The sequence below is a fragment of the Sphingopyxis sp. J-6 genome (genome assembly GCF_046603995.1).
Lineage (GTDB): Bacteria > Pseudomonadota > Alphaproteobacteria > Sphingomonadales > Sphingomonadaceae > Sphingopyxis.
Genome location: NZ_CP145810.1, coordinates 2,567,233 through 2,589,216, shown reverse-complemented (window position 1 = coordinate 2,589,216; position 21,984 = coordinate 2,567,233). Strand labels below are relative to the sequence as shown.

Genomic DNA, 21,984 nt, shown 5'->3' with positions numbered 1-21,984 from the left:
CCGCGCCTGCCCGTAGTTCGAGGCTTGCCATATAGGCGGCTTTCGTCGAGAGGACAGCCCGCGCTGACACCCCCCCGAATGGAGACGCCGTCCGTGAAGCTCAAATATCTGACGACTGCGTTGGCAGCCGTGCTTTGTGTCGCGGGTCCCGGCGCAGGCCTGGCGCAGGACGCAGCGCCGCCGGCGCAGAAGGTCACCGCGGCGACGCCGCCACCCAAACTGATCGTGATGATCTCGGTCGACCAGTTCTCGGCCGACCTGTTCGCGCAATATCGTGGCCATTTCACCGGTGGCCTGGCGCGGCTCGCGTCGGGCGTCGTCTTCCCGTCGGGCTATCAGGCGCATGGCGCGACCGAGACGTGCCCCGGCCATTCGACGATCCTGACCGGCAATCATCCGGCGCACACCGGGATCATCGCGAACAATTATTTCGACCTGTCGGCGGCGCGCGAGGACAAGCGACTCTATTGCGCCGAGGACGAAACGGTGCCGGGCACCAGTTCGGGCAGCGGCAAATACGCGCCGTCGGTCGATCACCTCCTCGTGCCGACGCTCGGCGACCTGATGAAGGCGCGCGATCCGAACGCGCAGGTGGTGTCGGTCGCGGGCAAGGATCGCGCCGCGATCATGATGGGCGGGCGCAAGGCCGACGAACTGGTGTGGCTCGCGCCGACCGGGCTTACCAGCGATCGCGGGACGACGCTGTCGCCGACCGCGACGCAGGCCGGCGCGGCGATTGTGGCGGCCATCGCCCAGCCGCGTCAGGGACTGCCGCTTCCGGCCGACTGCGCGGATCAGGATATCGCGATCCCGGTCGGCGACCGTATTCTCGGCAACGGCCGCCTCGCCCGCGATGGCGGCGATTTCCGCAGGTTCCTGGCCTCGCCCGAGGCCGACGGCGCCGTGCTCGCCGCCGGCGCGGCCCTGCGTCAGGCGCGGCGGCTGGGCGAGGGGAGCACGACCGACCTCCTGATTCTCGGCTTGTCGGCGACCGACTATGTCGGCCATGGTTTCGGGACCGAGGGCACCGAAATGTGCCTGCAGATCATGGGCCTCGACCGCGAGCTCGGCGATTTCTTTGCGCGGCTCGATGCGACGGGGATCGACTATGTCGTGGCGCTGACCGCCGATCATGGCGGGCACGATATTCCCGAGCGCAATCGCCAGAACGGCTGGCCCGCCGCCACGCGGGTCGATACCGCGATCAATCCGGATGCGATCGCCAAATCGGTCGCCGAAAAGCTCGGGTTGCCGCAGCCGCTGCTCTACAGCGACGGACCGTTCGGCGACATGTATCTGGCGAAGACATTGACCGCGGCGCAGCGTAAGGCGGCGATGGCCGAATTCATCGCGCGCTTCCGGGCCTTTCCGCAGGTCGAGGCGGTGGTGACGGGCGAGGAACTTGCGGCACGGCCGATCTCGAAAGAAGCACCCGATAGCTGGAGCATGCTGGACAAGCTGCGCGCCTCCTATAATGCGCAGCGGTCGGGCGACTTTATCGTCGTGCTGAAGCCGCGCGTGACGCCGATCGCCGATACGAGCCGCTATGTTGCGACGCACGGGTCGGTGTGGGATTATGACCGGCGGGTGCCGATGCTGTTCTGGCGCAAGGGCCTTGCCGGTTTCGAGCAGAGCAACGCGGTGATGACGGTCGATATCCTGCCGACGCTGGCATCGCTGATCGGCCTGACGGTCGACGCGAGCAAGATCGACGGGCGCTGCCTCGACCTGATTTCGGGGCCCGAAAGCAGTTGCCGGTAGAGAAACATAAAAGAAAACGGACAAGAAGACAGGGACCATGACGAAAACATTGGGGAAATTTGCGGGGCGCATGCTGCTGGTCGGCTGCGGCAATATGGCGGGGGCCATGCTCGACCGCTGGCTCGCGGCGGGACTCGATCCGGCGCAGGTCGCGATCGTTGATCCGTTTGCAGCGCCGCGTGAAGGGATCGCGCATTTTGCATCGCTCGCCGATTGGTCGGCGGCCGACGGGGCCGCCGAATGGGTGATGCTGGGCATGAAGCCGCAGCAGCTCGGCGAAGTCGCGGGCGACCTCGCGCCGGTCGTGCAGGGCGATACACATCTGCTCTCGATTCTTGCCGGCGTCTCGCTTGCCGATTTGGCCGCGCGCTTTCCCGGTGCGAAGGCGCAGGTCCGTATCCTGCCCAATCTCGCTGCGCGCATCGGCGCCGGGGTATCCGCGGTCGCCAGCCAAGGTAAGGCCGACGAGGCGGCGATCACGTCGCTTCTGAAGCCGTTGGGCACCGTCGTCGCGCTCGCCGACGATTCGACAATGGACCTCGTAACGGCATTCACCGGCAGCGGTCCGGCCTTCGTCTTTCGTCTGATCGAATCCTATGCCGCTGCGGGCGAACGGCTCGGCCTTTCGGCCGACGATTCGCTGCGGCTGGCGACCGCGACGTTCGGTGGTTCGACCGCGCTGCTCGAAAGCAGCGGCGAGAAACCGGGCGCGCTAGCGGCGCAGGTCGCGAGCAAGGGCGGGACGACGCAGGCCGGGCTCGACGTGCTCGACGAGGGCGGGCAGCTCGTCGCGCTGATGACCAATGTGCTGCGTGCGGCGCGCGATCGCGGCCGCGAACTCGCCGACATCGCGCGCGGCGACAGTTGATCCTTAGCCGGGCTCGCGCCCCAGCGCCGCGATCCGGCTACGCTCGCGCGCGGGAACCAGCGCTTCGCTGACCTGCCAGAAGCCGGTCACCGCTGCCTGCCCGGCGTGGGTATAGGCGCGGCTCATCGCGTCGCGGAGCAGCGCGAAAACCGATTTTTCGAGCGCGCGGCCTGCTTCAGTCAGGCGCAGTTCCTTTTGCCGCCGGTCGCGGTTGCCCGGACGCGTAACCAGCATCTCGCGCGCTTCGAGTTCCTTGACCACGCGGCCAAGCGACTGCTTGGTGATGCCAAGCAAGGTCAGAAGGTCGGTGATCGTCAGCCCGGGCTGACGCGCGATGAAATAAAGCGCCCGGTAATGCGCCCGTCCAAGCTCGTTTTCGGCAAGGCGCGCGTCGATCGCGCGCCACAGCGCGCCATGGGCGAAGAACAGATATTCGATACCCCGGCGCACTTCCTCCTCGCGCAAGAAAAGGGCAGAGGCGGCAGGAACTTGTGAAAGAAAATTTTCATCCGGCATAGTCGCTACCGTTGCGCGCGAGGCCGTGCTTTGGCAAGAGGCGCGCACCATTCAACCCCAGCCAACAGGTATCTACGCCATGCTCGCTCCCGCCTTCAACCGTCTGCCGCATCCCAACCCGACTGCGGACGATGTACGCGCGGCGGCGATCGCGGACCCGGCGTTCGGGCGCGTTTTCACCGACCATATGGTGTCGATCCGCTATTCGGACGACAAGGGCTGGCACGATGCGCAGGTGATGCCGCGCGGGCCGCTGGCGATCGATCCGGCGACCGCGGTGCTCCATTATGCGCAGGAGATCTTCGAAGGGCTGAAGGCCTATCGGCTTGAAGACGGCTCGATGGCGCTGTTCCGTCCCGAAGCCAATGCCGCGCGTTTCAATGCCAGCGCGCGCCGGATGGCGATGGCCGAACTGCCGGAAGAAATGTTCATCGCGGCGGTGAAGGAAGCGGTTGCGGCCGACGCGCACTGGTTCCCGCCGGTCGACGGCGGCGCGCTGTACCTGCGCCCCTTCATGTTCGCGAGTGAGGTGTTCCTCGGTGTCAAGCCGGCGTCCGAATATCAGTTCCTCGTTATCACCTCGCCCGTCGGCAATTATTTCAAGTCGGGGGCGCCGGCGATCTCGCTGTGGGTGTCGGAAGATTATACGCGCGCCGCGCCCGGCGGCACCGGCGCCGCGAAATGCGGCGGCAACTATGCCTCCAGCCTCATCGCGCAGCGCGAAGCGATCGCCAAGGGGCACGACCAGGTCGTTTTCCTCGACGCCGCCGAGCATCGCTGGATCGAAGAACTGGGCGGCATGAACATGTTCTTCGTCTTCGAGGACGGCAGCATCGTGACGCCGCCGCTGACCGGCACGATCCTGCCCGGGATCACCCGCGACGCGATCATCACGCTGGCGCGCGATGCCGGCCTGACGGTACGCGAAGAGCCCTATGCGATCGACCAGTGGCAGGCCGATGCGGAAAGCGGCCGCCTGACCGAAAGCTTTGCATGCGGCACCGCGGCGGTGGTGACGCCGGTCGGCAAGGTGACGCGCGGCGAGACAAGCTTCACGATCGGCGCCGGCGGTCCGGGGCAGGTTACCGAGATGCTCAAGAGCAAGCTCGTCGACATCCAGCGCGGCCGCGCCGAAGACCCGCACGGCTGGGTCACGCGGCTCTGACCCTTCGCTTGCCAAGCGGCCGTCAGGCGCTATAGACGCGCTCGCACCGGCCCGTTGGGGCGTCGCCAAGTGGTAAGGCAGCGGCTTTTGATGCCGCCATTCGCAGGTTCGAATCCTGCCGCCCCAGCCAGCCGGTGTTTTCCCTTATTGCGCAGGTTTGCGGGCGTAGACGCCGAAGGCGGCGATCACGGCATAGCAGGCAGCCGGGAGCGCGAGGGCGATCGCCAGACTGCCCGTGACGTCGGCGAGCGCACCGGTAGCGAGCGGCACGACGGCGCCGCCGAAGATAGCGACATTGATGATCCCCGACCCGTCTGCGGCGCGGCTGCCCAGCCGCTCGCAGGCGAGGCTGAAGATCGTCGGGAACATGATCGCGTTCATCAGCCCGATCGCCAGCAGGCTGTAACCGGATAGCGCGCCTGTCGACGCGGTCGAAACAAGGATCAGGGCGATCGCGCCGGCCGCCACACCGGCGAGGAGCTTGCCGGGGCTGACGATGCGCATCAGCCCCGACCCGATGAAGCGGCCGATCATCGCGCCGCCCCAATAAAGGCCGATCAGCTTGCCCGCCGCCTGCTCGGGCAGCGCCATGACGCCGGGCTGCATCAGGTAATTGACGATCAGCGAGCCGATCGACACTTCGGCGCCGACGTAAAGGAAGATGCAGAGCGCGCCGAAGCCGAAGCGCGGTCGCCGCAGCAGGTCGAGCCCGGCAAGCCCGGCGCTTTCCCCATGTCGTTCGCCCTGCAGCCGGCCCCGGAACATCCAGACCGCTGCGGCGACGACGGCAAGCGCCGCCGCGATGCCGAGATAGCCGTGGACGATCGCCTGGGTTTCCGCCGTGCGATAGGCGTCGAGTTCGACGCCCGAGAGCTGGTCGGCGCTGATCGCCGCGAGGCTGCCGAGAATGAGCGTTGCGCCGACATAGGGAAAGACGGTGGTGCCGAGCGAATTGAAGGCCTGCGCAAAGGTCAGGCGGCTATGCGCCGTTTCGGGTTTGCCGAGGAGCGAGATCAGCGGATTGGAGACGACCTGCACGATCACCACCCCGCTGGCGAGCACGAACAGCGCGAACAGGAACAGTCCATAGGTCGCGCTCTGCGACGCCGGGATGAAGAGCAGGCAGCCGGCCATCATCGTCAGCAGCCCGGCGACGGCGCCGCGCATATAGCCGATCTTCTTGACCAGCTTCGCGCCGGGGATGCCGACCAGCAAATAGGCGGCGAAAAAGCAGAACTGGACCAGCATCGCCTGCGTATAATTCAGCGTAAACAATTCCTTGAGTTTTGGAATGATCACGTCGTTGAGGCTGGTGATACCGCCGAAGATGAAGAACAGGCCCATCACGAACAGGCGCAGTTCGGGCGCATCGATCGGGGCCGAAGGTTGATCGGATGCGTCGACGCCGGGGGATGCAATGGCCATATTGTCTTTCCTGAAATGCGAAAAGGATCGGGTCACGGCCCGATCACCGATCGCGCGGCGTTTCCGCGAAGCTGTCGATGCCGAAGACCGATCGCCCGGGGCCATGCGGCAACCGGTCAAGCAGCATCTCGATCTTTGCGTGATCGGCGTGCCAGAGCGCGAAGTTTTCACCCAGTTCCATGATGTTGCGGGCCGGTCCGACGAAGGCCGGCCAGGTCGGGAGGCCGGGGCCATTGGGGTCGCCGTGCTTGACGAAATTGGCCCAGTATTTCGACATGGTTGCGGCGATGTCGCGATCGCGGTCGGTAAAGGGCCGGTCGGGGGCTACTTTCAAGTTGTTGAAGGCATAAGGGATTTCGGCCGAATGGAAGGCGCCGAACAGGTCCGATCCGGGGCCGGGTTCGGCATGGGTGAAGTAATAGGCGAACGCGGGTGCGCGATGCGCGCGCGCCCAGTCGGCGAGCGAGGCGAGCCCGTAGCGCCGCGTCAGCTTGCGGCCCGTCGCCAATATCGCCGCTTCGCTGTCGAGCGGATCGCCCGCCAGCAGGATATCGGTGCCCGTTTCGCCCATCATCCGCGTCGCACGGGCGCGCACCTCGGCGGCGGTGGTGCGGAAATAGGCGGGGTTGAGTACGCCTTCGTCGGCATTCAGTCCGACGAGAACCGGCACGGCGCGGCGCCGGCCCGCCGCCTCCATCGCCGCGACCTGTGCGGGCAGGATCGATCCATCGACGACCGGGCCGAGCAGCGGCATGCCGCCGACCTCGCCGGCCCCGGCCAGCGGGCCCGCATCGAGCAGCGCGGCCACCCGATCGGCGGGCAGCCGGCGCAACGCCCCGACATCGGACAGCCTCGCGCGCGCCAGCAGGTCGGCGCCGCGACGATCCGCTTCGCCGCGTTCGGGCAGCGGCACCTCTACGATGCCGCTCTGCGCGATTGCGCGCGCGAACAGCCCGTCAGCCTGTGGCGACAGGAGCAGCATATGCACCGCCATGGCGCCCGCCGACTGGCCCGCAATCGTCACCTGCGCGGGGTCGCCGCCGAAGCGCCCGATATTGCGCCGCGTCCAGCGGAGCGCCGCGATCATGTCCTGCAGCCCGAAATTGGTGCCGCCGCCGGGGTCGCCCGCGAGATCATGAAAGGCGGCAAAGCCGAAGACGCCAAGGCGGTAGTTGATCGACACGACAATGATGCCTTGCCGCGCCAGTTCGGCACCATCGTAGATCGGTACGGCGTTCGACCCCGACATGAAGGCGCCGCCATGGATCCAGACCATCACCGGCAGCGGCTTGCCGTCGGGGTTCGCCGGCGCCCAGATGTTGAGGGTCAGGCAATCTTCGGAAACCGGCGGCGGCGCCACATATTCGCGCGTCCACGGACCGAAGCCGTCGGGGGTGATCGCCTGGACACAGCCGGGGCCGTAGCTGTTTGCCGTGCGGCGGCCGGTCCACGGCAGCGGTGCTTCGGGTGCGGCCCAGCGCCGGTCGCCGGTCGGCGGGGCGGCGTAGGGGATGCCGAGGAAGCGGACAATGCCATCGTCGACCGCGCCTGTGAGTTCGCCGCTTTCTATCGCGACCACCGGGACCTGCGCCCTTGCCGATGGTGCGGACAGGAGCGAGCCGAGCAGGACCGCGAGCGAAGGCAAAAAGCGCATCGAGATAACTCCCGCCATTTGGTCAGGGTGCCTTGGCGGTCACGACCCGCTCGACGAAATCGAGCCGGGTGCGGATCGGATCAGCCGTTTCATGCGCGCCCGTGGCATCGAAGATCATGACGTTGTCGGTCGCCGCAGCATAAGGCGACCAGGCCCCCCCGCCATTTGCGGAGGGCACGCCGTTCTTCGCGAAATTGACCCAATAGTCATGCGCCAGCCGCGCGGCGGTGCGATCGGCGGGTGCCGTTACGGCGCCATGGCGGACGTCGACGGTGTCGAAGATGAAGGGCAGTTCGCTGGCGTGGAAAGCGCCCGGCACCTTGGCGCGCAGATATTCGGGGACATAGCCGAAGCGATAGGTGAATACCGGTTGTCCGCGCGCGGCGATAATCCGTGCGACATGCCGCGCGGGTTCGAGGAACATCATGTCGGCCGAGACCGCGACCCCGACGCGCATTGCGTCCTTGCCGCCGGCGGGATCATAGACTTGTTCGGCATCCGCCCGCACCGCCGCCAGCGGCGCATAGGCCTGATCGATCCCGCCGCCGAAGAAGAAGCCGTCGGCGTCGTTGGCGCCGATCATCATCGGGATCGCGGCGCCGTCGCCGGCGGCATAGGCCGCATCGACCGACCGCCGCACGATTTGCCCGTCCGCATAGAGCGGGGTAAAATCCTTCGCGCCGAACAGGCTCATCAAGTTGAGGCCGCTCATCACGCTGTCGGCGGGGAGGGCGCGGAGCGCCGCGGCTGCATCGGCGCCGTCGCCTGTGACTCCCTTCGCTTGCGCGAAGCCGGTGCCGATCGCTTCGGCCTCGGCCGCGGTCCTGAGCGGCCCCATCAGGTCGCGCCCGCCGCCCGACATGCTGATGGCCTTGTGGAACAGCCCCTTCGCGAGCGGGGTCGTGGTTAGCGCATGCACCGACATACCGCCCGCCGATTCGCCGAAGATGGTGACGTTGCCGGGATCGCCGCCGAACGCCGCGATATTGTCCTGCACCCATTTGAGCGCCGTAATCTGGTCGAGGATCGCATAATTCCCCGTCGGCGCCCCGGCGGCCTCGCGGCTGAGCGCGGGATGGGCAAAGAAGCCGAAGCGGCCGAGCCGGTAGTTGAAACTGACGAAGACCACCCCCGATTCGGCGAAGGCGCAGCCCGAATAGACCGGCGGCGAGCTGCCGCCGTTGACGAAGCCGCCGCCATAGATCCAGACCATTACCGGCAATTTCTGGCGCGGCTGTCCGGCCGGGGTCCAGACGTTGAGATAGAGGCAATCCTCCGACGGCTTGACCCCCAGCGGTGCGGCATCGGCCTTGTACGGTATTTGCATGCAATCGGGGCCGAAGCTGTCGGCAACGCGAAGCTTCTGCCAGGACTCGGCGGGCTGCGGCGCGCGCCAGCGCAGATCGCCGACCGGTGGCTGGGCATAGGGAATGCCGCGATAGGCGGTGCTTTCGCCCTCGGCGACACCCTCGACGGCACCGCTGCGGGTCTCGACGACGGGCTGCTCCGCAGCGGCGGCGGGCGATGCGATTGTCAGCGCGAGGGCGATGGCAGGGAATATGCGCATTTCTGTCCTTTCAAAGCTATCGCGAGGGAGCGGGCAAAGCGGGGCACGCCGAGCCCGGATCGCTGAGTTCGAGGCATTCGCCATCGACCGCATCGGTCGGCGCAACCCGCATCGCCGCGGCGAGGGTGGGCGCGACGTCGGCGACGCGCACCGGCAGCGCACGTTCCTGATAAACGACGCCGGGCCACCAGAAGAGGATGGGGACGCGGCGGTTGAAGTCGCTTGGTCCCGAATGGCCCATCATGAACAGGCCGGGCAGCGGCGGCGCGGCGATTTTCAGCGGATCGGTCGCGAGCAGCACGTCGCCGCTGCGGTCGGGATAGAAGGATAGCGCCATGCGATCGGCGACCGGCATGAGGTCGGGCGACTGGTGCGCATCGGGTTTGCGCGTCCGCAACTCCGCCGCGGTCCATGCGCCCGCGATGCCCGGCCGGGTGAGAGCGCGCGCGGCTGTTGCCGCGGCAATGCGGTTCTTCAGTCCGGCGTCGCCGAGCGATCGCCCGCCGGCATCGACGACGACGAGCTGGGTCGGGTCGAAATAGGCGGGACGCAGCGGGTCCCAGCCGATGCCCGTCGCGGCGCGCGCCGCGGCGTTGAGGTCGGTGAGCAGCGCTGCGGTGTCGATCCGCCCGGCATCGCGATAGCCTCGCGCCGCCAGTCGCTCGGGAATATCGCCGCCGCCATGATCGGCGGTCAGCGCGATGAGCACAGGAATGTGAAGATCGCCGATCCGTTTCAGCAGCCGCCCGACTTCCTCGTCGACCCGCGCCATCTGGTCGCACATCTCCGGTCCCTGCGTGCCATAGGCGTGGCCGACCATGTCGGTCGCCGACAGGCCGACCGCGAGCAGGTCGGTTCCCGATGAGCGGCCAAGCTTTTGATTGTCGATGAGGTCGATGGCGGCATCGACGGTGACCTGATCGTAGAACCACGGCGGTAGCGCCGGGCCGCTTGCGGGCGGCTGGCCGGGGATCGACGCCGCCGGATCGGACGGCAGATGGGCGTGGAAGCTTTTGCCGCCGGGCAGGGGAATGACGGCTTCGCGGGCAGCGCAGCTTTCGCGGCGATAGGTCCAGGCGGGCGGGGGCGCACTCAGCCGCTGCGCGAGTCTGGCGTTAATACCGGCTAGCGGCGACAGGCGGTGCTGCGCTTCTGCGGCATCCTTGCCCCAGCTGTCGAAGCCCTGCTTGCCGTCGAACCAGAAGGCGCCGTCGGGGCGATGGCCGCCCATCATGATCGCCGAACGGTCCTTGCCCGCAACGGAGAAGACGCGATTGGCGGGCGAGGCGGCTTTCAGCCAGTCGCCGAGGGTCGACACCCGAAGCATCCCGGGCCCGACCCCGAGCTTGCGGGTCGCACGCGCCGCGACATGGACGCCGTCGTCGGTGCAATAGCGGTCGACCCCGCCGCGCTGGTCGAACCATTGGTTGGCGATGATACCCGTCGCATTCGGGTGCCGGCCGCTCGCGATCACCGCGTGACCCGCGCAGGTTTCGGTCACGCCCTGCGCATGGAAGCCGTTCGCATAGACGATGCCCTCTGCCAGCGTCGCGAGACCGGCGCGAAATTCGCCGCGGTTCGCACCGAACAGATCGGCCGAGAACTGGTCGATCGAGATCAGGATGACCAGCTTCGGCGTCGGGCTTTCTTCGGCGGCCGCGGGCGCCGAGCTCATCGCCGCCAGAGCGATGCTGCCGGCCGTTGCTGCGATCCACTTCTTCATCCTGCCCAAACTCCGGTTTTGGTGCCGGACCATCCCCCCGGTGGTCCGGCACCTGCTGCTGGCTCTTTAGAAACGGCCTTCGAGTGCGAGGCCGAGCGTCCGGAACGAGTTGAGCCCGAACATATGGTAATAGTCGCCGCGCGACTGCGAGTTGGAGTTGATGAAGGTCGGCTGGCGCTTGTCGAAGCAATTGCGGCAGAACAGGGTCAGCTTGTATTTGTCGTCGATCTGCTTGAGCCCGATGCTCGCATCGAACAGCGCATAGCCCGGCAGGTTGGTGTTCGGATCCTCGGTTGAGCTGAAGTTCGACTTGGTGCGGGCATAGAGTGCGCCCTGCAGGAAGACCGCGAGGCTTTCGCTGACCGGCGTTTCATAGCGGCCGGTCAGGCTGACCGTCCATTTGGGCACGTTCGGCAGCCGGTTGCCCGATGAATCGACCGTGCCGTTGGCGCGGCAATCGGGCTGGAAGGGATAGCAGCGGTCGGCCTGGAAATCGGAGAAGAAGGCGTCGACGTAGCTGACTCCGAGGTTGAAGACGAGCCCTTCGGCAGGCAATGCCGAAGCCTCGATCTCGAACCCGCGCGACTTGAGGGCGCCCGCGTTGAGCAGGACATAGCCGTTGCTGGCGGTATCGAACGCCTGCGCCTGGAAGTTCTTGAAGGTCGAGGTGTAGCCCGAGATGTTGAAGATCAGGTGGCGGTCGAGCAGCGTCGATTTGATCCCCGCTTCGTAGGAGGTCGGAATTTCGGGCATGATGAGCGGCGCGCGCGGATCGATCGTCAGGTTGAAGCCCGGCCCCTTGTAGCCGCGCGCGACGGAGGCATAGGCCATGACGTCGTCGGTCAGGTCATATTGCGCGCCGACGCGCCACGAGAAATTCTCCTCGCTGATCCGCTGGTCGCGCGACCCCGCGGCGCCGAGCGGGATCACGAAGTCCGACGCATCGCTGACCGAGCGCAGCTTGAGCTTGTCCGAGGTGTAGCGTCCGCCGAAAGTGAAGCGGAAGCTGTCGCTGAGGTTGAGCGTGCCCTGCCCGAAGGCAGCATAGCTTTTCGAGGTCATCGACCCCGTCGAGCGCGTCCCCACCCATGCCTCGAATCCGGCTGGCGGCGGGGTCGTCAGCCCGTTGGCGCCGGCCGCCGTGATGTCGGAATCGCTTTTCGAATCATAATAATAGAGGCCGAGCTGATATTCGAAGAATTGGCCGACCGGCGACGCCAGCCGCAGCTCTTCGGTGAACTGGCTGATCTTCGAAAGCTGGTGGTTGGTGTCGAGCAGGTTAATGCGATGCTTGTCGGAATCGAACAGATTGTCGGCATCGAACTTGCGCCAGGCGGTGATGCTGGTCAGCGTGTGGCCGCTGGCGAATTCATAATCGATATTCGCCTGCAACCCGCCGACGTCGAAGGTTGCGCGCGTCGGGGCGCCATAGCTCGAAAAGAAATTGTCGGGTCCGGCGACGATGCCGAGATCGTCGTTTTCGGCGGCGAAGCGGCTGGTCGGACGGACGATGCGGTCGGCGCTGCCGCCCGAGCCGACGCCCGAGGAATGGGCATAGTCGCCGGCGATGAAGATGCTGAGCTGCGACGTCGGTTCCCAGAGCAGCTTGGCGCGCAGGCTGGTCTGGTCCTGCCCATATTGGCTGCCGGGGACGGCGACGAGATTCTTGATCACCGGATCGGTGTGGGTTTGCGACGCGCTGACGCGCAGCGCGGCATTGTCGCCGAGCGGGACGTTGACGATACCCTGCAGGCGATAGAGCAAGCCGTCGCCCGGAACCTTCATCTGCGCGATCTCGCCCATCACCTGCCCGTCGAAGCGGCCGAGTTCGGGGCGCCGTGTCGTGATGTTGACGAGGCCGGCCGACGCGTTCTTGCCGAACAACATGCCCTGCGGCCCGTTGAGCACCTCGATCTGCGCGAGGTCGAGATAATTCATGAAGCCGAGCGACGGATTGCCCATGACGACGCCGTCGATCACCGAGGTGACGCTCGCTTCGATGGTGTTCGAGAAGCTTAATGTCCCGACGCCGCGCACCGAGAAATTGGAGGCGCCGAGCGCGGCGTTGAAGCTCTTGACCTGCAGGCTGGGCGCGACGAGCTGGAGCTGCGACGGATCGAAAATCTGGCGCGACGCAAGCTGGTCGGCGCTGAGGACGGTGGCCGAGATCGGCACGTCCTGCAAATTCTCTGCGCGTTTCTGCGCGGTGACGATGATTTCGCCGAAGCCGCCACTCTGTTCGTCGGCCGCCGCCGCATCCTGCGCCGCGGCGGGTGCGGCGGCTGCGAGCGCGGCGGTGAGCGCGATAGCGGAAGTCCAAATCTTCTTCATCTCAATCCCCCTGTCTTGTCGTTTATTTGCGGTAACCCCAGGTCTTGCCGGCGAGCGTGACGGCGGTTTCCTCGATCAACTCCTCGGCCGATGCGCCGAGCGCGAAGCGGTAGGTGCCGGGCGCGATCGTCCAGCCCTTCGGTCCCCATTCGGCGAGCAGGCGCGGATCGATCGGCACGTCGAGGGTGCGCGCTTCGCCGGGTTTCAGCTCGACCCGCGCAAAGGCGGCGAGCCGGCGCGCCTTCCCCTTGGGGGTTTCGATCAGATAGACCTGTCCGACATCGGCGCCGCCGCGCGCGCCGCTGTTGCGGATCGTGAAGGATGCGGTCGGGCTGGCGCCGCCCGATACGGCGAGGCCCGAACGTTCGAAGCTGGTGTAACTCAGCCCGTAGCCGAAGGGATAAAGCGGCTTTTCATCCTTGCGGGCGAACCAGCGATAACCGACGTCGGCGCCCTCGACATCATAGTCGATGTCGAGCGTCTGGCCGGGCTTGCCATGACCCGCGAAGCTCGGCTCGACCGTTTCGGCGCCGGGCAGGGCGGGGCGGGGCAGTTGCGCGACCGATGCCGGGAAGGTCACCGGCAGGCGGCCCGACGGATTGACGTCGCCGAACAGCACCGCGGCAATCGCTTCGCCGCCGCGCGCGCCGGGATACCAGGCTTCGACGATCGCGCCGACATCGTCCTTCCACGGCATTGCCACGGGCCCGCCGGTTTCGAGGACGACGACGGTGTTCGGATTGGCCTTGCCCACCGCGGCGATCACCGCGTCCTGTCCCTGCGGCAGCGACAGGTCGGGGACGTCGAGCCCTTCGGTCATCCACTGGGTACCGAAGACGATGACGAGGTCGGCGTTCTTCGCCGCGAGCGCCGCTTCGGCGGGATAGCGGCCGTCGCGGAAGACAACCTCGGCCTGCGGCGCACGGGCGCGAATGGCATCGAGTGGCGAGGAGCGATGATAATTTTGCGCCATCAGCGCCGAAAATACCCCGTCCTTCATCGTCGGCAGCGACACGGCGGGGCCGCCTTCGCCCTGCGTCTGCGACGATCCGGCGCCCGACAGCACACCCGAATCGGCATAGCCGCCGACGACGAGGATGCGCTTTGCAGTGGCGGCGAGCGGCAGGATGTTGCTGCGGTTCTGGAGCAGGACGATGCCCTTCTCGGCGATCTCCTGCGCGACCGCGGCGCCCGCGGCGGTGTCGATCGGAGCCTTGCGCGGCGGATTGCGATCGACCCCGACGGCGTAGATCGAGCGCAGGATGCGGCGGCTCATGTCGGCGATGCGGCGCTGGTAGCGCTTGTCGCGATTGGCGGCGTCGAGCAGCGGCTGGCCGAAAAATACCGCGCCGTCGAGTTGCGACCCCGATTGCTGGTCGAGCCCGGTGAGCGCGAAATCGGTCGCCCGCACCGAACCCCAGTCGGACATCACCCAGCCTTTGTAACCCCAGTCGCCCTTGAGGATGCCGTTCAGCATCCGGTCGTTGCCGCACGCCTGCGCGCCGTTGACCTTGTTATAGGCGCACATGACCGAACCGGGCTGTCCCTTTTCGATCGCGATTTCGAAGGCGAGCAGATCGCTCATCCGCAGCGCGCCTTCGTCGATGATGCCGTTGTGGAACTGGCGGCCGATTTCGGTCGGGTTGAGCACGAAATGCTTGATCGTCGAAATCACGCTCCGCGACTGGATGCCGGCAACCGCCGCGCCGCCGAGCAGGCCCGAATGGAGCGGATCCTCGCCGAGATATTCGAAAGCGCGGCCGCCGCGCGGGTCGCGGACGAGGTTGATGCCGCCCGCGAGCAGCACGTTGAAGCCTTTCGCATGCGCTTCGCCGGCGATCTGTGCGCCGCCCTTCTGCATCAGCTCGGGACTCCACGTCGACCCCATCGCCATGCCCGACGGCAGGGCAGTGGCGCCGTCGCCGCGCAGGCCGCCGATATAGGAAACGCCAAGGCTGGCGTCGGTTTCGGTCAGCGCGGGCACACCCAGGCGCTCGATGCCGGGAATATAGCCCGCGCCGAGCGGGGCGCCTTCGGGAATCTTGGTATCGCCGAGCGGCATGGCGAGGATGCCGTTGAGAAGCGTCACCCGTTCTTCATTGGTCATCGCCGCTTCGGTCGTCGCGGCACGCCGGTCGGCGTCGTTGTTTGTATCGCCGGCATGCGCCTGCGAGGCGACGGCCAAAGGCGAACAGGCGGCAAAAAGCGCTACGCGGCACAGCCACGGTCCCATGAAACTCTCCCATTTATCTCTGTTCTCGAATCGCTAGCTATCTAATCATGTCAGCGCTGACAATCGAAAATGTCAGCGCTGACATCAGGACTGGACTGGATACGTATTCGGTGGCTAACAAGGCGCGATGAAACCTATCGTCACTGGCGTGAAAAAGCCTGCCACCCTCGATGATGTCGCGGCGATCGCCGGCGTGTCGGCAAAGACCGTGTCGCGCGTCGTCAATCGCAATGCCAATGTCAGCGCTGCAACGCGCGAGCGCATCGAGGCGGCGATCCGCGAGACCGGCTATCGCGTCAATCAGGCCGCCCGCTCGCTGGCGGCGTCGCGCTCCTTTCTGATCGGCGCGTTCATGCCGCACCTGTCGTCCTATTATTTCGCGGAGATTTTCCGGGGCGCTGCAAAGGCGTGCCGCCAATATGGCTATCACCTCGTCCTCGAGGAGTTCGACCATGGCGTCGACAGCATCGTCGACCGCTACGAACAGGGGCTGCGCGGCGCACATTGCGATGCGCTGATCCTGACGCCGCCGGTCTGTGACGACGAGAAGCTGCTCGACGCGCTCGATCGCGACGGCCTGCCCTATGTGCGGATCGCGCCCGGCAAACAGGCCGGCCGCTCGATCGCGGTTGCGGCGGACGAGCGGCAGGGGGTGCGAGAACTGGCCCGGCATTTGTGGGGCAGCGGGCGCCGCAGATTCGCCGTCGTTGCCGGACCCGCGGACCATGCGGCGGCGATGGTCCGCGAGCAGGCCTTTTGCGAGGCGTTGGCGGAATTGGGGTGCGATCCGGCGAGCATATTGCTGACCCGCATCGACTTGCACGAAAGCATATCCGAGGCGGGGCGCGAGGCGAGCCTGGCACTGCTGCGGAGCGCGGCGACGCTGCCCGATGCGATCTTTGCCTTCAACGATGAAATCGCCGTCGGTACGATCGCCGCGATCCGCGAGCTGGGACTGTCGGTCCCCGGCGATATCGCGGTCGCCGGCTTCGACAACAGCAATATCGCAGAACTGATGTGGCCGCCGCTGACCACCGTCCATCAACCGATTGCCGATCTTGCCTTTCGCGCGGTCAGCATCATCGCCGATGCGAGCCGGCCGGACGACGGCGATCTTCTGTTGCCGACGAACCTTGTCGTCAGGGGCACGTCATAAAGGCTGGGGCGCGTCGTCCGCCGCGCTTCGCGGCGCCAGTCCTGCCGTCAGGATATCGACCACCGCAATCGCGATGTCGTCCGCCGGCATCGGTCCGTCGGGGCGGTGCCAGCGCGCCGGCCAGTTGAGCGCGCCCGCCAGCGTGAAGGCGGTGAGCTTGATGTCGGTGGCGGCGATCGAACCGTCGGCGACGGCTTCTTCGATCAGGCTTCGCAAGGCGGCATCGATTCGCGACTTCAGCGCGCGAAAGCGCGTGGCGCCCTCGGCCGACAGAACTTCGTCGCCGGTCCGGATCACGCAGCGGCCGAAATCGTCCATGTTGACCTCGGCATAGCTGCGCAGGAATTCGCGTAGCCTGTCGAGCCCGGTCCCGCTTTGGAGCCGTGCTCTCGCCGCGGCGGCGTCGAGCATCTCGAGCCCGCGGCTCACGCATTCGAGCAGCACCTGTTCCTTGTTGCCGAGGTAATGGTAGATCGTCGGCTTGCTGACATGCAGGCTGGCCGCGACGTCGTCGAGCGAGGTGGCGTGGAACCCGCGCGCGTTGAACATGCGGACCGCGGCGCGCAGCACGGCTTCGCGTTTTTCCGCGCGCTCGGCGAGCTTCTCCTCGCGGCTGCGGAAAGGCGAGGGCTCGGACGCAATCGGGGTCATGCGGCGGCTTGGCAAGGCACGGACTCCCGTTGACAGGAAAGGGTGAAGCATTCCATATACTCGTAAGTATATAATTTACGCGTTGGTTTCAATGCGCGACGTTGCGGCTCGATGGGCGGGCGACGGTCGCCGTGCAGCAGAAATGGCGGGACAGGCATGAGCGAGCAGCCGGTAATTTTCGACGTTTCGGACGGAATCGCGTCGATTACGCTCAACCGTCCGGCGTCGGGGAACGCCATCGATCTCGCGATGGCGAATGCGCTTGTGGACGCCGCGATCCGCTGCGAAACTGACCGGTCGATTCGCTGCGTCGTGCTGACCGGGACAGGGCGGCTGTTCTGCGCCGGCGGCGATGTCGGTGGCTTTGCGACGGCCGGCGAGGGCGCGGGCGCCCACCTCAGCCTGCTCGCGGGAACCTTGCACATGGCGGTCGCGCGGTTCGCGCGCATGCCATGCCCGATGGTGGTGCTCGCCAACGGGCCTGCGGCGGGCGCGGGGCTGAGCCTGGTACTGGCGGGCGATATCGTCCTCGCCGCACGTTCGGCGCATTTCACCGCCGCCTATTCGGCGATCGGGTTGACCCCCGACGGGGGTATGAGCTGGCTGCTGCCGCGGCTCGTCGGGCTGCGCAAGGCGCAGGAGATCATCCTGACCAACCGTCGCATCAAAGCCGACGAAGCCGAGGCGATCGGGATCGTGACGCGCGTCGTCGATGACGAGGCGCTGGCGCAGGAAGGCGCCGAAACGGCCGAGCGTCTGGCCGCCTCGGCCGTGAATGCCCTCGGGACGGCGCGCCGTCTGCTGCAGCGGAGCTTCGTCAACGGTCTCGAGACCCAGCTTGAAGACGAGGCACATGCGATTGCGAAGGCCGGTGCGGGGCTGGAAAGCCGCGAAGGGATTGCCGCCTTCCTTGCCAAACGCGCGCCCGATTTCCGGGGTGCCGGTCGATGACGGGGCCTTTCGCGGCCCGATGCAGATATTGTAAATCAAGGAGCTGGAAATGAAGATCGAAGGATTGGCGGCCGTCGTGACCGGCGGCGCGTCGGGGCTGGGCGGCGCGACCGCCGCGATGCTGGCGGAGCTTGGCGCCAAGGTCGCGATACTCGACCTCAATGAAGAGGTCGGCGCCGCGCACGCCAAGACGATCGGCGGCCTGTTCGTCGCCGCCAATGTCGCCGACGAGGCAAGCGTCGCTGCAGCGCTGGACGCCGCCGAGGCCGCGCATGGCACGGCGCGCATCCTCGTCAACTGCGCCGGCGTCGCGCCGGCGATCAAGACCGTCGGCAAGGAAAACAAGGCACATCCGCTCGATGCGTTTCGCCGCACCGTCGAGGTCAATCTGATCGGCAGCTTCAACCTGATCGCCCAGTTCGCGGCGCGCCTCGCCGCGGCGGAGCCGGTCGGCGAGGAACGCGGCGTGATCGTCAATACCGCGTCGGTCGCGGCCTTCGACGGTCAGATCGGGCAGGCGGCTTATGCGGCGTCGAAGGGCGGCGTGGTCGGCATGACGCTGCCGGTCGCGCGCGACCTCGCGCAGCACCGGATCCGCGTCGTCACCATCGCGCCCGGCATTTTCCTGACCCCGATGCTGATGGGGCTGCCGCAGGCCGCGCAGGACAGCCTCGGCACGCAGGTCCCGCATCCGAGCCGTCTCGGCAAGCCCGAGGAATATGCGCAGATGGTGCGCAGCATCGTCGAGAATCCCATGCTCAACGGCGAAACGATCCGCCTCGACGGCGCGATCCGGATGGCGCCGCGATGAGCGCGTCGGACCGGGCCCGCGCGATCGGCGAGCGCGTCGAAGCGTTCGTTCGCGATATCGTCGTTCCCTATGAGAGCGATCCGCGCCGCGACCATCATGGCGCGCCGACCGACGAACTGGTCGACGAGCTGAAGGAGAAAGCGCGCGCCGCGGGGGTGTTGACGCCGCATATCTTGGCGGATGGCGATCATCTGACGCAGGTCGAAACGGCTTATGTACTGCAGAAGACCGGGCTATCGCCGCTCGGTCCGCTCGCGTGCAACACCGCGGCGCCCGACGAGGGCAATATGTATCTGCTCGGCAAGGTCGGCAGTCCCGAACTCAAGGCGCGCTTCCTCGACAAGCTGGTGCGGGGCGAGGCCCGTTCGGCCTTCTTCATGACCGAGCCCGCCGAAGAGGGCGGCGCCGGGTCTGACCCGTCGATGATGAAGACCAGCTGCCGGATGGATGGCAATCACTGGGTCATCAACGGCCGCAAATGCTTCATCACCGGCGCCGACGGCGCAAAGGTCGGCATCGTGATGGCAAAGGCGGAGGACGTTGCGGCCGGCGGCGGTGCGTGCATGTTCCTCGTCGATCTGCCCGATCCGGCGATCCGCATCGAACATGTGCCCAATACGATCGACAGCTCGATGCCCGGCGGCCATGCGACCGTCGTCATCGATAATCTGCGCATTCCCGCCGACCAGATGCTGGGCGAAGCGGGCGAGGGGTTCAAATATGCGCAGGTGCGCCTGAGCCCCGCGCGGCTGTCGCACTGCATGCGCTGGCACGGCGCCTGCCAGCGCGCGCTCGAGATCGCGACCGACTATGCCAACCGGCGCCATGCCTTCGGCAAGCCGCTGGTCGATCATGAGGGCGTCGGTTTCATGCTCGCCGAGAATCTGATCGACCTCAAGCAGGCCGAATTGATGATCCGCTGGTGCGCCGAAATCCTCGACACCGGCGATCTCGGCACCGCCGAAAGCTCGATGGCGAAGGTTGCGGTGTCGGAAGCGCTGATGCGCATCGCCGACCGCTGCGTTCAGGTGATGGGCGGTACCGGGGTCACCGACAAGACGATCGTCGAGCAGGTGTTCCGCGAGGTTCGCGCCTTCCGCATCTATGACGGTCCTACCGAGGTCCACAAGTGGAGCCTCGCCAAGAAGATCAAGCGCGACTGGAAGAATGCGCATGGCCACTGACGCATCGGCGAATATCGGCGCGGGCGAAGTCCGCGTCGCGCTCGACGCGGCGGCGCTCGAGACCTGGCTGGAGGCGAATGTCGCCGGCTATCGGGGGCCGCTGACGGTCGAGCAGTTCAAGGGCGGCCAGTCAAACCCGACCTATCGGCTGACGACGCCGCACGCCGCCTATGTGATGCGGCGCAAGCCGCCGGGCGCGCTCGTCAAGGGCGCCCACGACGTGCTGCGCGAGGCGCGCGTCCTGTCGGCGCTGGCGCCGACCGCGGTGCCGGTGCCCGAGGTGCTGGGGATTTGCGACGACGATGCGGTCGTCGGCAGCGCTTTTTATGTGATGGCGCTGGTCGAAGGGCGCATCTTCTGGGACGCGTCCTTCGGCGACGTGCCGGTCGGCGAGCGCGCGGCCTATTTCGACGCGATGAGCACGGTGATCGCGGCGCTGCATCGGGTCGATCCCGAGGCCGTCGGGCTCGGCGATTTCGGGCGGCCGGGCAATTACTTCGCGCGCCAGATCGGGCGCTGGTCGAAACAATATCTGGAGGACGAGGCGGCGGGCCGCAATGCCGACATGGATGCGCTCGTCGAATGGCTGCCGCAGAATATTCCCGCCGACGAAGACAGCGGCATCGTCCACGGCGATTTCCGGTGCGACAATATGATCTTCCACCCCACCGAGCCGCGTGTCGTCGCGGTGCTCGACTGGGAGTTGTCGACGCTCGGCAGCCCGGTCTCGGATTTTGCCTATCACGCGCTGATGTACCGCATGCCGCCGGATATCGTCGCGGGGCTTGGCGGCGCAGACCCGGTGCCGCTCGGCCTGCCGACCGAGGCAGCCTATGTCGATGCCTATTGCCGGCGCACCGGGCGCAGCGAAATTCCCGGCTGGGATTTCTACGTCGCGTTCAACTTCTTCCGCCTTGCCGCGATCTTTCACGGCATCAAGGGACGTGTGATCCGCGGCAGCGCGAACAGCGCCCACGCCCGCGAGCGCGCCGAAGCCTTTCCCCGGCTCGCGTCGCTGGCGCGTCAGGCGATGGAGGCTTGCGGCTGAAGATGGTTGTCACCTTGATCGTCACCCCGGACTTGATCCGGGGTCCATGACTATCGGCGCTGCGGTGGATCCCGGATCAAGTCCGGGATGACGAAAATGGGGGCGACGTCCGCTCGCCACCCCGAGGCCGTCGCTCGCTCGTCAGTTCGTTACGGCATCCGCATCGGCGAACAGCGCCGCAATCTCCGGCACCACCGCATGCGCGGTCATTTCGAGTTGCAGCGGCGTGATCGACACCTTGTTGTCGAGCACGGCGTGCAGGTCGTTGCCGTCGTCGTCGCCGCCTTCGGGGAAGCCGATCTTGATCCAGTAATAAGGAACGTGGCGTTCGTCGACGCGGCGGACGGGGCGGAAGCAGCCCGAGGGGCGCTGGCCCTGCGTCGTCGCGCGGATTCCGGTAACCTCGTCGACCGGGCAATTGGGGAAATTGACGTTGACGAAAAGCCCTGGCTTCCAGTCGAGTTCGAGCAATTGCCGGATCACGATCGGCGCATATTTGCGCGCCGTGTCCCAGTGGATCGGGCTCTGATAGCGGATGATCTGGCTGAGCGCGATCGCCGGGATGCCGAGCACCGCGCCCTCCATCGCCGCCGACGCGGTGCCCGAATAGGTGATGTCCTCGGCAAGGTTCGGCCCGCGATTGATCCCCGACAGGATCAGGTCGGGCGCCTTGTCGGTCATGAACTCATAGATGCCGAGCAGCGCGCAGTCGGTCGGCGTGCCGCGGACTGCCCAGTGGCGTTCGTCGCGCTGGACGACGCGCACCGGGTGGCTGATCGACATCGAATGGCCCGCGCCCGATCGTTCCTCGTCGGGTGCGACGACCCAGACGTCGTCGCTGAACTGGCGCGCGATCTCTTCGAGCAGCACGATTCCCGGCGCGTCGATGCCGTCGTCGTTGACTACCAAGATCCGCGGGTTTGCCTTCAAGCCCATCGTC

Annotated in this window: 17 protein-coding genes and 1 tRNA gene; 9 read left to right on the top strand and 9 right to left on the bottom strand. The window is 66.6% G+C overall.

Annotation, left to right across the window (positions count from 1 at the left end; genetic code table 11):
- Positions 1-78: 78 nt before the first annotated feature.
- Positions 79-1,761, top strand: coding sequence for an alkaline phosphatase family protein (locus V6U71_RS12440; RefSeq protein ID WP_411338765.1), 1,683 nt, complete (start codon positions 79-81; stop codon positions 1,759-1,761).
- A 37-nt stretch (positions 1,762-1,798) separates the two neighbouring features.
- Positions 1,799-2,629 (top strand): pyrroline-5-carboxylate reductase, encoded by an 831-nt coding sequence (gene proC / locus V6U71_RS12435; protein ID WP_411338764.1) that lies wholly within the window; start codon positions 1,799-1,801, stop codon positions 2,627-2,629.
- Between the two features lie 3 nt (positions 2,630-2,632).
- Here proC and V6U71_RS12430 read toward each other — a convergent pair whose 3' ends face one another.
- Positions 2,633-3,145 carry a MarR family winged helix-turn-helix transcriptional regulator gene (locus V6U71_RS12430; protein ID WP_411338763.1) on the bottom strand — a complete coding sequence of 171 codons (513 nt, stop codon included), beginning with the start codon at positions 3,143-3,145 and terminating at the stop codon, positions 2,633-2,635.
- Positions 3,146-3,224: 79 nt separating this feature from the next.
- Here V6U71_RS12430 and V6U71_RS12425 point away from each other — a divergent pair, with 79 nt between their 5' ends.
- Positions 3,225-4,310, top strand: coding sequence for a branched-chain amino acid aminotransferase (locus V6U71_RS12425; protein ID WP_411338762.1), 1,086 nt, complete (start codon positions 3,225-3,227; stop codon positions 4,308-4,310).
- 55 nt (positions 4,311-4,365) lie between these two features.
- Positions 4,366-4,440: transfer RNA gene (locus V6U71_RS12420), tRNA-Gln, on the top strand.
- Positions 4,441-4,454: 14 nt separating this feature from the next.
- On the opposite strand, the gene V6U71_RS12415 is transcribed toward V6U71_RS12420, so the two are convergent.
- From V6U71_RS12415 to V6U71_RS12390, 6 genes are all read right to left on the bottom strand, one after another.
- Positions 4,455-5,735, bottom strand: coding sequence for a sugar MFS transporter (locus V6U71_RS12415; protein ID WP_411338761.1), 1,281 nt, complete (start codon positions 5,733-5,735; stop codon positions 4,455-4,457).
- 43 nt (positions 5,736-5,778) lie between these two features.
- Positions 5,779-7,389, bottom strand: coding sequence for a carboxylesterase/lipase family protein (locus V6U71_RS12410; RefSeq protein WP_411338760.1), 1,611 nt, complete (start codon positions 7,387-7,389; stop codon positions 5,779-5,781).
- A gap of 22 nt (positions 7,390-7,411) precedes the next feature.
- Positions 7,412-8,956, bottom strand: a complete 1,545-nt coding sequence (locus tag V6U71_RS12405) for a carboxylesterase/lipase family protein (RefSeq protein WP_411338759.1) — start codon at positions 8,954-8,956, stop codon at positions 7,412-7,414.
- Positions 8,957-8,972: 16 nt separating this feature from the next.
- Positions 8,973-10,679, bottom strand: a complete 1,707-nt coding sequence (locus tag V6U71_RS12400) for an alkaline phosphatase family protein (RefSeq protein ID WP_411338758.1) — start codon at positions 10,677-10,679, stop codon at positions 8,973-8,975.
- Between the two features lie 66 nt (positions 10,680-10,745).
- Entirely contained in the window at positions 10,746-13,010 is a 2,265-nt protein-coding gene (locus V6U71_RS12395) for a TonB-dependent receptor (protein ID WP_411338757.1), read from the bottom strand.
- A gap of 22 nt (positions 13,011-13,032) precedes the next feature.
- Positions 13,033-15,243 carry a beta-glucosidase family protein gene (locus V6U71_RS12390; RefSeq protein ID WP_411338756.1) on the bottom strand — a complete coding sequence of 737 codons (2,211 nt, stop codon included), beginning with the start codon at positions 15,241-15,243 and terminating at the stop codon, positions 13,033-13,035.
- Between the two features lie 127 nt (positions 15,244-15,370).
- On the opposite strand from V6U71_RS12390, the gene V6U71_RS12385 reads away from it, so the two are divergent.
- Positions 15,371-16,399 carry a LacI family DNA-binding transcriptional regulator gene (locus tag V6U71_RS12385; protein ID WP_411338755.1) on the top strand — a complete coding sequence of 343 codons (1,029 nt, stop codon included), beginning with the start codon at positions 15,371-15,373 and terminating at the stop codon, positions 16,397-16,399.
- Here V6U71_RS12385 and V6U71_RS12380 read toward each other — a convergent pair.
- The gene (locus V6U71_RS12380; protein WP_411338754.1) at positions 16,394-17,050 is read right to left on the bottom strand and encodes a TetR/AcrR family transcriptional regulator; all 657 of its coding nucleotides are present in this window, start codon (positions 17,048-17,050) and stop codon (positions 16,394-16,396) included. The genes V6U71_RS12385 and V6U71_RS12380 overlap by 6 nt on opposite strands.
- Positions 17,051-17,206: 156 nt before the next feature.
- Between V6U71_RS12380 and V6U71_RS12375 the strand changes: the two genes are divergently transcribed.
- Genes V6U71_RS12375 through V6U71_RS12360 form a run of 4 tightly spaced genes read left to right on the top strand, consistent with a single transcriptional unit; the run spans position 17,207 to position 21,044 of the window.
- Positions 17,207-18,001: an enoyl-CoA hydratase/isomerase family protein gene (locus tag V6U71_RS12375; protein ID WP_411338753.1), complete on the top strand. Its 795-nt coding sequence runs from the start codon at positions 17,207-17,209 to the stop codon at positions 17,999-18,001.
- Between the two features lie 49 nt (positions 18,002-18,050).
- Positions 18,051-18,812 (top strand): SDR family NAD(P)-dependent oxidoreductase, encoded by a 762-nt coding sequence (locus V6U71_RS12370; protein ID WP_411338752.1) that lies wholly within the window; start codon positions 18,051-18,053, stop codon positions 18,810-18,812.
- A complete protein-coding gene (locus V6U71_RS12365; protein WP_411338751.1) occupies positions 18,809-19,996 on the top strand; it encodes an acyl-CoA dehydrogenase family protein in 1,188 nt (395 codons plus the stop codon). Before V6U71_RS12370 ends, V6U71_RS12365 begins: the two co-directional genes overlap by 4 nt.
- On the top strand, positions 19,986-21,044 hold the full coding sequence (locus V6U71_RS12360) for a phosphotransferase (RefSeq protein ID WP_411338750.1): 1,059 nt from the start codon (positions 19,986-19,988) through the stop codon (positions 21,042-21,044). Before V6U71_RS12365 ends, V6U71_RS12360 begins: the two co-directional genes overlap by 11 nt.
- A gap of 141 nt (positions 21,045-21,185) precedes the next feature.
- Here V6U71_RS12360 and surE read toward each other — a convergent pair whose 3' ends face one another.
- Complete coding sequence (gene surE, locus V6U71_RS12355) at positions 21,186-21,980, bottom strand: 5'/3'-nucleotidase SurE (protein WP_411338749.1); 795 nt, start codon at positions 21,978-21,980, stop codon at positions 21,186-21,188.
- Positions 21,981-21,984 lie beyond the last annotated feature (4 nt).